The following is a 12252-nucleotide window of genomic DNA, read 5'->3' as shown; positions in this document are numbered from 1 at the left end:
ATGACCTTACCGAAGAGCTCGATATTTGTTGGCGTAACCCTGGCGGTCATCTCGACCCTGGGCTGGGCGCTGAACTTCATCACGCCTTACGTCAGTGGCGAATACACCCTCTACGACCTGATGGTGATGCGTTTTTTGATCGCGGGCGCACTGGGTGTATTGGGCGTGATTCTGTGCCGGGCGCACCTGCGTTTGTTGCGGCCTGGCCAGCTCTGCCTCGCCGCAGCCCTCGGCGCCTTGGGCTGCCTGGGGTACGGCGCGTGCATCGCTGCGGGAGTCATGTTCGGCGGCCCGGTGCTGACGCCGACGCTGGTGGGGATGGTCCCCGTGTTGCTGGCTCTGCTCGGCAACGCCAGGGACAAAACCGTGCAGTGGCGCAGGCTGGCGATGCCGTTGACGTGCCTGACCCTGGGGCTGTTGTTGGCCAATCTGAGCAGCCTGCACCAGCCTTCATTGAGCCTTGCTTCCTGGGGGTTGGGGCTGTTGTTTTCGTTGAGCGCGGTTGGCTTGTGGATAGGCTTCAGCGTGATCAATCAAAAGCAATTGATGCACCTTCCCGCGTCGAGCATTGGACTCTGGAGCGCGTTGATGCTGCTCGGTGCAGGCACCGCCACACTGGGCTTGCTGCCGCTGATACAGGGCTTCGGCCTGCTCAAGCTTCCGACGTTGGGCCTTGGGCTCTCCCGCGCTGGGCCGCTGTATGCCTGGAGCCTGATCATCGCGCTGATGTCGACCGTGGTCGGCGCCTGGGCCTGGAACGCCGCAACACAGCGCTTGCCTATGGTACTGAGCGGCCAATTGATCGCCCTTGAATCACTCTTCGCCACCCTGCTCGGCCTGGGGTTTCACGGGCGCTGGCCAACGCCGATGGAAACCGCAGGCTTGGCCGCTGTGCTAACCGGTGTGGTGATGGCGGTGCGGATCATCCTGACCAGGGCAGACCCCGCCAGCACCCGCGGGGGTGCTGAACGGGTGTGAGGCGCAAGTGCACCTCGCGACCTGTGGTTTTCACAGGTCGGTGATTTCCTTGTGACGCGGTACCAGGGTCTTCATCACGCTCCACGCCACCAGGTAGGCCAGGGCGCAGATAGCAAACATGATCATGTAGCCGGTGTGGATGTCGTTGATTGACTTGTAATAGTCAAACACCCATCCGCCGATCTTGGTCATCACCACGCCGCCGATCCCACCGGCCATGCCACCGATACCGACCACCGAGGCCACGGTTTTCTGCGGGAACATGTCGGACACGGTAGTGAAGATGTTGCACGACCACGCCTGGTGCGCAGACGCGCCCACGCCGATCAGCAATACCGGCACCCAGAAGCTGATGTAGCCCAGGGGCTGCGCCAACAACACCACCAACGGGAACAGCGCGATCACCAGCATGGCTTTCATGCGGCCGTCGTACGGGGCATCGCCGCGCGCCATAAAGTAGCTGGGGAACCAGCCGCCGCCGATGCTGCCGACCATGGTCATGCTGTACAGCACCGCCAGCGGCATCACGATATCGGCGCCCTTCATGCCGTATTGCGCGGACAGGTAAGTCGGCAGCCAGAACAGGAAGAACCACCACACGCCGTCAGTCATGAACTTGCCAAAGGCAAAGGCCCAGGTCTGGCGGTAGGTCAGCAACTTGAACCACGAGACTTTCTTTTCGGGCGCGCCAGACGGGGCTTTGGTGAACGGCTGTACGGTCTGGTCACTGCGGATATAGGCCAGTTCTTCGGCCGACAGGCGTTTTTGCTGCTCGGGTTTTTCATACACCGCGGCCCACACCGCCACCCACAGGAAACCGAGCATGCCGATCACCATGAACGCGGCTTCCCACCCCCACATGCCAGCAATCAGCGGCACGCAGATCGGCGCCAGGATCGCGCCGACGTTGGCGCCGGAGTTGAAGATGCCGGTCGCGAAGGAGCGCTCTTTCTTGGGGAAGTATTCGGCAGTGGCTTTGATCGCAATCGGGAAATTACCCGCCTCGCCAATCGCCAGCACCGCTCGGGAGAGCATGAACCCGGCAATCGATACCGGAATCACCGCCAGCCCAATCGCACTGCTGACAGCGGCAATGCCCTCGCCCATTTGCACCGAGAACGCATGCATGACGGCGCCGGTGGACCAAATGGCGATCGCGACCACGTAAGCGGCCTTGGTGCCGATCTTGTCGACAAAGCGCCCAGCGAACAGCATGGAAATCGCATACACGAACTGGAACACCGCCGCGATGTTGGCGTAATCGGTATTGCTCCAGCCAAATTGCGTGGACAACTGCGGTGCCAACAGGCTGAGCACCTGGCGGTCGAGGTAGTTGACGGTGGTGGCGAAAAACAACATCGCACAGATGGTCCAGCGATAGTTGCCTACCGCCTGGCCAACGCGCTGGGCGCTGATGGGCTCGTTCAGATTCATGGCATCACTTTTTATTTTTGTTAGGTAGGACATATGTAACGTCATATGTCGTCGTACAACTGCGACTTTTATATCGAGACCCATGAGCGGTGTCAATCTGAAAGATTGCCGCCTGTCTAGGGACTACGTAGTTACGAGAAGTTTCAGAGAGAGGTAGTTGTAGGATGACAAATGCGTAACACCAGACTCGGTGCCTGACCGGGCACATCGTCGAGGACGCCAATGTGCTGCAGGCCCACCTTTTCCAACACGCGGATCGAGGCGGCGTGATCGGGCCGAACCAGCCCGAACACTTCGGGCAGGTTCAGGGTTTCAAACGCCAGCACCAGCGCATCGCGGGCAAGCTCAGTGGCATAGCCCTGCCCCCAGGCCTCCACGGCAAAACGGTAGCCGAGGTTGATACGCCGCTCAGTGAGGTAGTTGAGCGGTGCGATACCGCCAAAGCCGATGAGATGCTCTGGGGATTCACGCCGGGCAATCGCCCACCAGCCATAACCGTCGCGCGCCCATTGTGCGAGCCAGTGGTCGAGCAACCGCTGCGCATCGGCAAGGCTTGCCAAGGGACCGGAAGGATTGAACCGGTTGGTCTGAGGGTCACCGAAGATCGAGAACAATCGCGGCAGATCCTCGAGTGTTGGTGGGCGGTAGATCAGACGTGAGGTGGGCATTGGGGTGGTTCTCTCTAAAGGATGTCACTCTTTTTTTGTGGTGAGCGGGCTTGCCCCGCGCTGGGCTGCGAAGCAGCCCCAAAACCACACAACCCGGTTTGTCTGGAAAACCGGGTTGGCGTTGATGGGGCTGCTGCGCAGCCCAGCGCGGGACAAGCCCGCTCACTACAGGGGTAGCGGGGTCGTGAAATAGCGCTTTTCACAGGTAGATCTGCTGCCAGTTGAGAAAAAGTACAGCAACGGGTGAATTTTTTCGTGTCCGCTTGTATCTGAAGTGACAGAGCGGTGCTATCGCAGTGATAGCACCACCCCTGTTCTGTTTTAGAGTGGTTCGCATGAAATTACGTAGAAAAAGCGTCAAACCCATCGGGTTGAAGGACATCACCATCGTCGACGATGCCAAGGTGCGCAAAGCAATTACCGCCGCCGCCCTTGGCAATGCCATGGAATGGTTCGACTTCGGTGTCTACGGGTTTGTCGCCTATGTGCTCGGTAAAGTGTTCTTCCCGGACGCCTCCCCCAGCGTACAAATGATCGCCGCGCTGGGTACGTTCTCCGTGCCTTTCCTGATTCGTCCGCTGGGTGGCCTGTTCTTCGGCGCGCTGGGCGATAAATACGGACGGCAGAAAGTCCTCGCCGCCACCATTGTGATCATGTCCCTGAGCACCTTTGCCATCGGCCTGATTCCCGGCTATGCGTCCATTGGCATCTGGGCGCCGATCCTGCTGCTGCTGTGCAAGATGGCCCAGGGCTTCTCGGTGGGTGGTGAATACACCGGCGCGTCGATCTTCGTCGCCGAATACGCCCCGGACCGCAAGCGCGGCTTCCTCGGTAGCTGGCTGGACTTCGGCTCGATTGCCGGTTTTGTGCTCGGTGCCGGCGTAGTGGTATTGATCTCCAGCGTGCTTGGCGAAGCTGAATTCGAATCGTGGGGCTGGCGCCTGCCGTTCTTCCTGGCTCTGCCTCTGGGCATCATCGGCCTGTATCTGCGCCATGCGCTGGAAGAAACCCCCGCGTTCCAGCAACACATGGACAAGCTCGAACAAGGCGACCGCGAAGGCCTGACCCACGGTCCCAAGGTCTCCTTCAAGGAAGTCGCCACCAAGCATTGGCGCAGCCTGCTGACCTGCATCGGTATCGTCGCGGCCACCAACGTGACGTACTACATGCTGCTCACCTACATGCCGAGCTACCTGTCCCACAACCTGCATTACAAAGAAAACAGCGGCGTGCTGATCATCATCGCGATCATGGTCGGCATGCTGTTCGTGCAACCGTTCATTGGCTTTATCAGTGACAAGATCGGCCGCAAGCCTTTCATCATCGCGGGCAGTGTTGGCTTGCTGTTTCTGTCGATCCCGGCGTTCATGCTGATCACCAGCGGCAAGATCGGCCTGATCTTCGCCGGCCTCTTGATCCTCGCTGTGATCCTGAACTTCTTCATCGGCGTGATGGCTTCGACCTTGCCAGCGATGTTCCCCACTCACCTGCGCTATAGCGCGCTGGCCAGTGCGTTCAACGTCTCGGTACTGATCGCCGGTGTAACACCGACGGCCGTGGCGTGGCTGGTGGAAAGCACCAACGACCTGTTCATGCCCGCCTACTACCTGATGGTGTTTGCAGTGGTCGGTTTGATCACCGGCCTGACGATGAAGGAAACTGCCAACAAGCCTCTGCGTGGCGCGGCGCCGGCAGCTTCGGACATGGAAGAAGCCAAGGAGTTGCTGCAGGAACACCACGACAATATCGAGCAGAAGATCGAAGACATCGACGCCGAAATTGCGGAATTGGAAGCTAAGCGCCAGAATCTGGTGCAACAGCACCCGCGAATTAATTAAGACTTGACCGTGCGTGGTGGCCCCGGCCACCACGCCTTTGGAGAGCTCAGCATGCTTCCCAGCTTCACCGCAGCACATTCGCTACTGAGCGCAGACGAACGCGCCGCCATCGCCGAAATAGAAGCCACCACCAGCATTCTGCAGTTGGTCACCCGCCTGACCGGGATGCGCTTTGCCGGCATCGCCAAGTTCACCGACCTGGAATGGGTGGTCTGCTCGGTCCACGACCCTATGGAAATGGGGATCAATGTGGATGACGTGCTTAACCTGGAAACCACCCTGTGCAGCGAGTTCTGCATTAATCCACAGACCTTGTTCATCCCGCAGGTCAGCGCAAACGGCCGCTTCGCTTCACGCCCGGTAGTCAAGCAGTTCGCTATCGAAAGCTACGCCGGCGCGCCGATTTTCCTGCCTGATGGCCGCCTGTTCGGCGCGCTGTGTGCCTTGGATTCACAGGCGATGCTGTTTGACGACCCCAACCTGCCGGAAACCCTGAGCCTGTTTGCCCGACTGATTGGCTGCATCTTTTTCGCTAACTTGACACAGAGTGATCGTTAAATTTCGGCTTGCCGCGTAACCCGGCGATGTCGCGCTTGGGCGGCACGCCAAACAGCCGGCTGTATTCGCGGCTGAACTGCGACGGGCTTTCATAGCCCACTTTGAACGCCGCGCTGGAGACATCCTGATGCTCGTTAAGCATCAACCGGCGCGCCTCGTTCAAACGCAGCCACTTCTGATACTGCAACGGACTCATCGCCGTGAGTTGGCGAAAGTGATGATGGAACGTGGCCGCGCTCATCTGCACCCGCGCCGCCAAGTCTTCCACGCGCAGCACTGCGTCGTAATTGAGTTTGAGCCAGTCAATCGCCTTGGCGATACGGTAGCCCTGCCCGTCCACTGAACAAATCTGCCGCAGTCGTCCAGCCTGGTCGCTTTGCAATAAGCGGTAGTGGATCTCGCGCTGGATCAATGGTGCGAGTACCGGGATCGCCTCGGGCTCATCGAGCAACGCCACCAGCCGCGCAAACGACGCCAGCATGCCGTCGGTGACAACCCCGATGCCGACCCCTTTGAGCACTGAACGCTCGCGCTTGGGCGGCAGCTCACTCTGGGCGATCAGCTCGGCCAATATGCGCAGGTCCAGCTTAAAGGTCAGCCCCAGGCACGGCCGCGTGGGGCTCGCCTGCAGCACTTCGGAATTGGCAGGAATGTCCAGCGATGTCACCAGGAAGCGTGACGTGTCATACGGATACCCCTCGCCGCCCACCCACAGCTGCTTCTGCCCCTGGGCCACCAGCACAATGCTCGGTTCGACCATGCACACCACCGGCGTGCACGGCTGCTCACGCCGATAGAACCCCAGGCCCGGGATCGGCATGGGGCAGTCCCCAGGCGCAGCGATGCGCGATGCAATGGCGTGGACCAGCGCGTCCAGATTGTTCTTCATAACCTGCCCTTTTTGTTGATCCGCGAACTCTACCCCGCGCAGTCCATGGCGTCCCCCGTAAACCACCAGACTCAGAGCATCAGGCAAGTAATCCAGCGGAACGCACTACAGACGCCACCGCCACACCGGGAAAATGTGCGGACCAACCCTTTCAAGGATCCGCCCATGAAACGCCTCTTGCTTGCCCTTGGTTTGCTGGTGACGTCTTTAACTGCTCTGGGAGCCGATATGTCCAACAGTGCTGACAACTTCTACACAAGCGACAAGGTGACGGTCGAAAAGGTCACCTTCAACAACCAATACGGCCTGCAGGTTGCCGGCAACCTGTTCGTGCCGAAAAACCTGAGCTCGGGTGCTAAAAGCCCCGCGATTATCGTCGGTCACCCGATGGGTGCCGTCAAAGAACAGAGCGCGAACCTGTACGCCACCAAAATGGCCGAACAGGGCTTCGTCACACTCTCTCTGGACCTGTCGTTCTGGGGCGACAGCGCCGGTACACCGCGCAACGCGGTGCTGCCCGACCTCTACACCGAGGACTTCAGCGCCGCCGTGGACTTCCTCGGCACCCGGCAGATGGTCGACCGTGAACGCATTGGCGTGATCGGTATCTGTGGCAGCGGCAGCTTCGTCATCGCGGCGGCGAAGATCGCCCCCCGCCTCAAGGCCATCGCCACCGTCAGCATGTACGACATGGGCGCGGCCAACCGCAACGGCCTCAAGCACGGCGTCACCCTGGAACAACGCCGGCATATCCTGCTGCAAGCGGCCAACCAGCGCTATGTGGAATTCCAGGGCGGCGAGACCCTCTACACCAGCGGCACGCCGCTCAAGCTGACGGGCAATCCGGTGGGGGACGAGTTCTTTGACTTCTACCGCACGCCACGTGGCCAGGTCACGCCTGCCGGTGCGTCGCCGCAGACCACCACCATGCCGACGCTGACCAGCAACGTGAAGTTCATGAACTTCTACCCGTTCAACGACATCGAGACGATCTCTCCGCGTCCGCTGCTGCTGATCAGCGGGGCCAACGCGCACTCCCGCGAGTTCAGCGAAGACGCCTACCAGCGTGCGGCCGAACCGAAGGAATTGCTCATCATCCCGAACGCGGGGCATGTGGACCTGTACGACCGGGTCAATCTGATTCCGTTTGCCCACCTCACCACCTTCTTCAAGAACAACCTCAAGTGATGCCCAATAACCCGAATGCACCGCGCTGGGGCGCGGTGTTCGCTATGTCCCTGGCGGCCTTTACATTAGTCGCCTCGGAGTTCATGCCGGTCAGCCTGCTGACGCCACTGGCGGCCGACCTCAACATCACTCAAGGCCAGGCCGGCCAGGGCATTTCGGTGTCAGGGTTGTTTGCCTTGCTCACCAGCCTGGTGATTGCCGCCGTGGCGGCGCGGGTGGATCGCAAGCGCCTGCTGGTGGCGCTGACACTGCTGATGATCGTGTCCGGAACGGTCGTGGCCTTTGCGCCGAACTACATGGTCTTCATGTTGGGGCGAGCGTTGATCGGCGTTGCCATCGGCGGGTTCTGGTCACTGTCGGCCGCCACCGCCATGCGCCTGGTACCGGACGACCAAGTGCCGCGTGCCCTGGCCATGGTCAACGGTGGCAACGCCCTGGCCACGGTGATTGCTGCACCACTGGGCAGCTTTCTGGGCGGAATGATCGGCTGGCGTGGCGCGTTTTTCTGCGTGGTGCCGGTGGCGGTGATCGCCGTGGTGTGGCTGCTGATCAGCCTGCCGTCGATCAAGTCGCAGGGCGAGGCAAAGACCACCAACGTGCTGCGCCTGATGAAACAGCCGCCTGTGATCATGGGCATGCTGGCGGTCAGTGTGTTTTTCATGGGTCAGTTCATGCTGTTCACCTACCTGCGACCGTTCCTGGAAACCGTCACCCAGGTCAGCGTGTCCCTGTTGTCGCTGATGCTGCTGGTACTGGGCATGGCCGGTCTGGCGGGCACGTTCCTGATCGAGCGTTTTTTGAAGCGCAGCCTGTATCCCACGCTGATTGCCATTCCACTGCTGATGGCATTGATCGCCCTGGCCTTGGTCGCCTTCGGCAGCTCGACGGCGATGACAACCCTGTTGCTGGGGCTCTGGGGCCTGGTCGCTACCGCCGCCCCCGTGGGTTGGTGGACGTGGCTGGCCAACACCCTGCCCAAGGATGCCGAAGCAGGGGGCGGCCTGATGGTCGCGATCATCCAGTTGGCGATTGCTTCAGGCGCCACGGTGGGCGGTGTGGTGTTTGACTTCAGTGGCTATCGGGCGACGTTTGAGTTGAGTGCGGCGCTGCTGTGCGGGGCGGCGTTGCTTGCATGGGCAGCACGCTGCGTCAGTGTTCGCGCACAACACTTGAGCACAGCCTGACGCACTCAATCTTTTCCAAGGGCCGCCGATAACTTGTCATACCCCTGACTTGCAGCGAGGCCCTGCGCTAAATAATGCCCAACTCTCTCGCTCCAATCGTCCGCTCGCTGTCCACCCGCACCAGCCTGTCACTGGCACGCACGTCACTGTTGAATTTCATGGCCTTGCTGGCCGTTGTCTTTGCGGCAGCGGCTTACTCACTGCTTTACATCGCCCATGACTTGGACCGCACCGAGCAGGCCGAAAGCGCGTTCCATACCCGCAAAGCCATACAGTCCATGGAAAAAGCCATGCGGGTGACGGTCAAGGACTACGCGTTCTGGAGCGATGCCTACAAGCACCTGCATGTACAGGTGGACAAGGATTGGGCCTTCGAGCGCGGCAATATCGGGCCCACACTGTTCCAAGACTTCGGTTTTCAGGGCCTGTTTGTGGTCAACGATGCCAATCGCACGGTGTACACCGTGGTCGAAGGCGAACTGCAAACCTTTGAGCTCAGCGAATGGCTCGATCAGCCCCTCACTCAACTGCTCGAACAGGCCCGCGCCGGCGTAGATAACGAAACCCCGGTGAGCACGTTCATCAACGTACGCGGCAGCCCCGCACTGGTGGCTGCCGCAGCCATTACGCCGGGCACCGACCCCACGGTGGTTGCAGACGGTAGGCCAGCCTCGGTGCTGGTCTTTGTCGACATCCTCGACAGCGCCAAATTGGGCCGGATCGGCGATGACTTCGGCGTGGGCAACCTGCACATCGCCACCCCTGAAGACATCGCCAAGGGCGTGTTTTTACCCCTCGGCGACAACGGCAGCGCCGGTAGCCTGTACTGGCAGCCGGAACAGCCCGGCCGACGCCTCATTGGCGTCGGCCTGCCCTTGCTGGGCCTGGCCGCGCTGCTGGTGTGCCTGATGACGTGGATGATCTTGCGCCGCAGCACAGCCGCCGCCCTGGCGCTGGATGCCAGTCATAGCTCGCTGCAAACCAGCCAGAACGCCTTGGCCACCAGCGAAGCGCGCTTTCGCGATGTGGTAGAAGCCAGTTCCGACTGGGTCTGGGAGATCAACGGCGATTGGCGCTTTACCTACCTCTCGGAGCGTTTCGAAAGCGTAACCGGGCTGACCCGCGACGCCTGGATCGGCGCGGCCATGAATGACCTGCTGGGCACCGAAGACGGTTTGTTGTCACAGTGGCTGTGCACGCCCGGCCGACGCCCGGACCTCAGCGTGCAATGCCTGTATGTGGATGCCCAAGGGCAAGAGCGCACCACCCGGCTATCGGCGCGGAAAATGCCGTGCGGCGGGTTTCGCGGCACCGCCACCGACGTGACTGAAGAAGTCGAGGCGCGCAGACGCATTGAATTTTTGTCCCAGCATGACGCCCTGACCGGGTTGCCCAATCGCACGCGTCTGCAAGCCTTCCTGGACGCCAAGCTCAAGACGCTACCCCTCCTTGAGCAACCCTTGGTCATGCTCAGCCTGGACCTGGACCGATTCAAACCGGTCAATGACTTGCTCGGGCATGCCGCCGGCGACCGGGTGCTCAATGAAGTGTCGAGCCGCCTGACCGACTGCGTGCGTCACGGTGACCTGGTGGCGCGGGTTGGCGGCGATGAATTTGTGCTGATCCTCAGCGATGCCGGCTTCCAGGACGACGTCGAAAACTTTTGCAAACGCTTGATCGTCTCCCTTGAGCGCGCGATCCGGATCGATGAGCAGGAAGTGTTTATCAGCGCCAGCATCGGTATCGCGCTGGCGCCCAATGACGCCGGCAACGTCACCGAAATGCTGCGCTACGCGGACATTGCGCTGTATGAGGCCAAGTCCGCCGGGCGCAATACCTGGCGCTTCTACTCCGGCGAGATGAATGCACGAATCATCGAGCGTCGACGCCTGGAAAGCGACCTGCGCTATGGGATCAAACATGGGGAATTGCGCCTGCACTTTCAGCCGCGTTATCGCATAGCCGACGGGCAGATGGTCGGCGCCGAAGCGCTGGTGCGCTGGCAACATCCGGAGCGCGGCCTGATCGCGCCGGACACCTTTATCCCGATTGCCGAAGAGTCCGGCCTGATCCTGTCGCTGAGTGACTGGGTGTTGGAAACCGCCTGTGCCTGTGCCGCCCAGTGGCCGGATGCGTTGTTTGTGTCGGTCAACCTGTCGCCGACCGAGTTCAAGCGCGGCAACCTGATGGAGCGCGTGCGTCACGCGTTGCAGGCCTCGGGTATCGAACCGGCGCGGGTGGAACTGGAAATCACCGAAAGCGTCATGCTCGAAGACGCCGTCGGTGCGCTGGACGTGATGCGCGCCCTCAAACAACTGGGCATCCGCATCGCCATGGACGACTTTGGCACCGGGTATTCGTCACTGAGCTACCTGCGCGCGTTCCCGTTCGATGGCTTGAAAATAGACCGCAGCTTTCTGACCCGACTGGAAGACAGCGAGGACGACCAAGCCATCATCCATGCCATCGTCGGCCTGGGACGTGCCCTGGCACTCACGGTGACCGCCGAAGGCATCGAAACCGCCGAGCACCTGGCGATGCTCAAGGCCGTGGCCTGTGATGAAGGCCAGGGCTACTTCCTCAGCCGCCCGCTGGATATCGACGCGTTCAACCGGCTGCTGGGCCCGGTTTGAAAAAAAGGCTCGGCGTCTTGCCGAACTGTTTCTTGAACATGCTGGTGAAGGCGCTGGGGCTTTCGTAGCCCAGCTCCAACGCCACGTCGATGATCTTTTCCCCCATCGCCATGCGCTCCAGGGCCAGTAGCAACCGCGCCTGTTGGCGCCATTGACCGAAGGTCATGGCGGTTTCCTTGCGAAACAGGCGCTGGATGGTTTTCTGATCCAGGCCCAGGCGCTCGCTCCAGTGCGCCACTGTCGAGGCATCGCCCGGATTCTGTTGCAGCGCCAGGCAGATCCGCTGGATACGCGGGTCGACAGGCTGTGGCAGGGATAATGGCAACGCGGGCAGGATGGCCAGTTCGTCGAGGATCAGGTGCATGATCCGCGCATCCCGCGAGTCTTCGGCATAAGGCGGCTTGAGGCTGACCGAGGCCTTGATCAGCTCGCTCAGCAGCGGCGAGATGCTTACAGCCTTGGTTTCGGTGGGCAGATTGGGGAAGCTGTCGGGGCGCACAAACACGCTGCGCATTTTCAGCGGACCTACGCAGCGCAGGGAATGCACGTGCCCGCAGGGCATCCAGAAGCCGCGATTGGGCGGCACTGTCCATTGGTTCTGCGCCGAATGCACTACCATGACCCCTTCGGTCGCGTAGAGCAGTTGATGCTTCTCGTGGCTGTGGTCGGGGATCACCCAGTTTTCAGGATAGTCGGTGGCCGAACTGATCACGGCCCACTCGCCTTCGTCGATCTCCTGCAGGAATTTATCCAGTGACTTGATCATTTAGCCCTTTTTGCGACAGTTTCTGCCCGAATTTCGTGAGACAGACATTTTTACTGAATCTAGCATAAAGCCCGACACAATTTGAAATGGGCCGCCAGCCACGTATTGGCGGCCCC

General features: G+C 60.7%; 10 protein-coding genes. 6 read left to right on the top strand and 4 right to left on the bottom strand.

The window, feature by feature from the left end:
* Nucleotides 1-978: a DMT family transporter gene (locus AOA61_RS18320; protein ID WP_099602325.1), complete on the top strand. Its 978-nt coding sequence runs from the start codon at nt 1-3 to the stop codon at nt 976-978.
* Nucleotides 979-1008: 30 nt separating this feature from the next.
* On the opposite strand, the gene AOA61_RS18315 is transcribed toward AOA61_RS18320, so the two are convergent.
* Together AOA61_RS18315 and AOA61_RS18310 are read right to left on the bottom strand one after the other, a co-directional pair.
* Complete coding sequence (locus AOA61_RS18315; RefSeq protein ID WP_032885315.1) at nt 1009-2412, bottom strand: MFS transporter; 1404 nt, start codon at nt 2410-2412, stop codon at nt 1009-1011.
* Nucleotides 2413-2555: 143 nt separating this feature from the next.
* The gene (locus AOA61_RS18310; RefSeq protein ID WP_099602324.1) at nt 2556-3080 is read right to left on the bottom strand and encodes a GNAT family N-acetyltransferase; all 525 of its coding nucleotides are present in this window, start codon (nt 3078-3080) and stop codon (nt 2556-2558) included.
* Nucleotides 3081-3415: 335 nt separating this feature from the next.
* Between AOA61_RS18310 and proP the strand changes: the two genes are divergently transcribed.
* Both proP and AOA61_RS18300 read left to right on the top strand, forming a co-directional pair.
* Nucleotides 3416-4918, top strand: coding sequence for a glycine betaine/L-proline transporter ProP (gene proP, locus AOA61_RS18305; protein WP_032885317.1), 1503 nt, complete (start codon nt 3416-3418; stop codon nt 4916-4918).
* Between the two features lie 51 nt (nt 4919-4969).
* Nucleotides 4970-5476, top strand: a complete 507-nt coding sequence (locus AOA61_RS18300) for a GAF domain-containing protein (RefSeq protein WP_099602323.1) — start codon at nt 4970-4972, stop codon at nt 5474-5476.
* Here AOA61_RS18300 and AOA61_RS18295 read toward each other — a convergent pair.
* Entirely contained in the window at nt 5451-6365 is a 915-nt protein-coding gene (locus AOA61_RS18295) for an AraC family transcriptional regulator (protein ID WP_095184611.1), read from the bottom strand. The two genes, AOA61_RS18300 and AOA61_RS18295, sit on opposite strands and share 26 nt — an antisense overlap.
* A 165-nt stretch (nt 6366-6530) precedes the next feature.
* Between AOA61_RS18295 and AOA61_RS18290 the strand changes: the two genes are divergently transcribed.
* The 3 genes from AOA61_RS18290 to AOA61_RS18280 all read left to right on the top strand — a co-directional run bounded on the left by AOA61_RS18290 (nt 6531) and on the right by AOA61_RS18280 (nt 11370).
* Nucleotides 6531-7553: an alpha/beta hydrolase gene (locus AOA61_RS18290; protein WP_099602322.1), complete on the top strand. Its 1023-nt coding sequence runs from the start codon at nt 6531-6533 to the stop codon at nt 7551-7553.
* On the top strand, nt 7553-8737 hold the full coding sequence (locus AOA61_RS18285) for an MFS transporter (protein ID WP_099602321.1): 1185 nt from the start codon (nt 7553-7555) through the stop codon (nt 8735-8737). Before AOA61_RS18290 ends, AOA61_RS18285 begins: the two co-directional genes overlap by 1 nt.
* A 74-nt stretch (nt 8738-8811) precedes the next feature.
* The gene (locus tag AOA61_RS18280; protein WP_099602320.1) at nt 8812-11370 is read left to right on the top strand and encodes an EAL domain-containing protein; all 2559 of its coding nucleotides are present in this window, start codon (nt 8812-8814) and stop codon (nt 11368-11370) included.
* Here the strand turns inward: AOA61_RS18280 and AOA61_RS18275 are convergent.
* Nucleotides 11345-12136 carry a helix-turn-helix domain-containing protein gene (locus AOA61_RS18275; RefSeq protein ID WP_099602319.1) on the bottom strand — a complete coding sequence of 264 codons (792 nt, stop codon included), beginning with the start codon at nt 12134-12136 and terminating at the stop codon, nt 11345-11347. The genes AOA61_RS18280 and AOA61_RS18275 overlap by 26 nt on opposite strands.
* Nucleotides 12137-12252: the final 116 nt, after the last annotated feature.

The sequence above is a fragment of the Pseudomonas sp. 2995-1 genome, assembly GCF_002742505.1.
In the GTDB taxonomy this organism is placed as follows: Bacteria; Pseudomonadota; Gammaproteobacteria; order Pseudomonadales; family Pseudomonadaceae; genus Aquipseudomonas; species Aquipseudomonas sivasensis.
Note: the sequence above shows the minus strand (reverse complement) of the source record. Positions and strands in the feature narration are given on the sequence as shown.

Coding starts and splice junctions, on each gene's coding strand:
- AOA61_RS18320 (WP_099602325.1), top strand. CDS start 1: ATGACCTTACCGAAGAGCTCGATATTTGTTGGCGTAACCCTGGCGGTC.
- AOA61_RS18315 (WP_032885315.1), bottom strand. CDS start 2,412: ATGAATCTGAACGAGCCCATCAGCGCCCAGCGCGTTGGCCAGGCGGTA.
- AOA61_RS18310 (WP_099602324.1), bottom strand. CDS start 3,080: ATGCCCACCTCACGTCTGATCTACCGCCCACCAACACTCGAGGATCTG.
- proP (WP_032885317.1), top strand. CDS start 3,416: ATGAAATTACGTAGAAAAAGCGTCAAACCCATCGGGTTGAAGGACATC.
- AOA61_RS18300 (WP_099602323.1), top strand. CDS start 4,970: ATGCTTCCCAGCTTCACCGCAGCACATTCGCTACTGAGCGCAGACGAA.
- AOA61_RS18295 (WP_095184611.1), bottom strand. CDS start 6,365: ATGAAGAACAATCTGGACGCGCTGGTCCACGCCATTGCATCGCGCATC.
- AOA61_RS18290 (WP_099602322.1), top strand. CDS start 6,531: ATGAAACGCCTCTTGCTTGCCCTTGGTTTGCTGGTGACGTCTTTAACT.
- AOA61_RS18285 (WP_099602321.1), top strand. CDS start 7,553: ATGCCCAATAACCCGAATGCACCGCGCTGGGGCGCGGTGTTCGCTATG.
- AOA61_RS18280 (WP_099602320.1), top strand. CDS start 8,812: ATGCCCAACTCTCTCGCTCCAATCGTCCGCTCGCTGTCCACCCGCACC.
- AOA61_RS18275 (WP_099602319.1), bottom strand. CDS start 12,136: ATGATCAAGTCACTGGATAAATTCCTGCAGGAGATCGACGAAGGCGAG.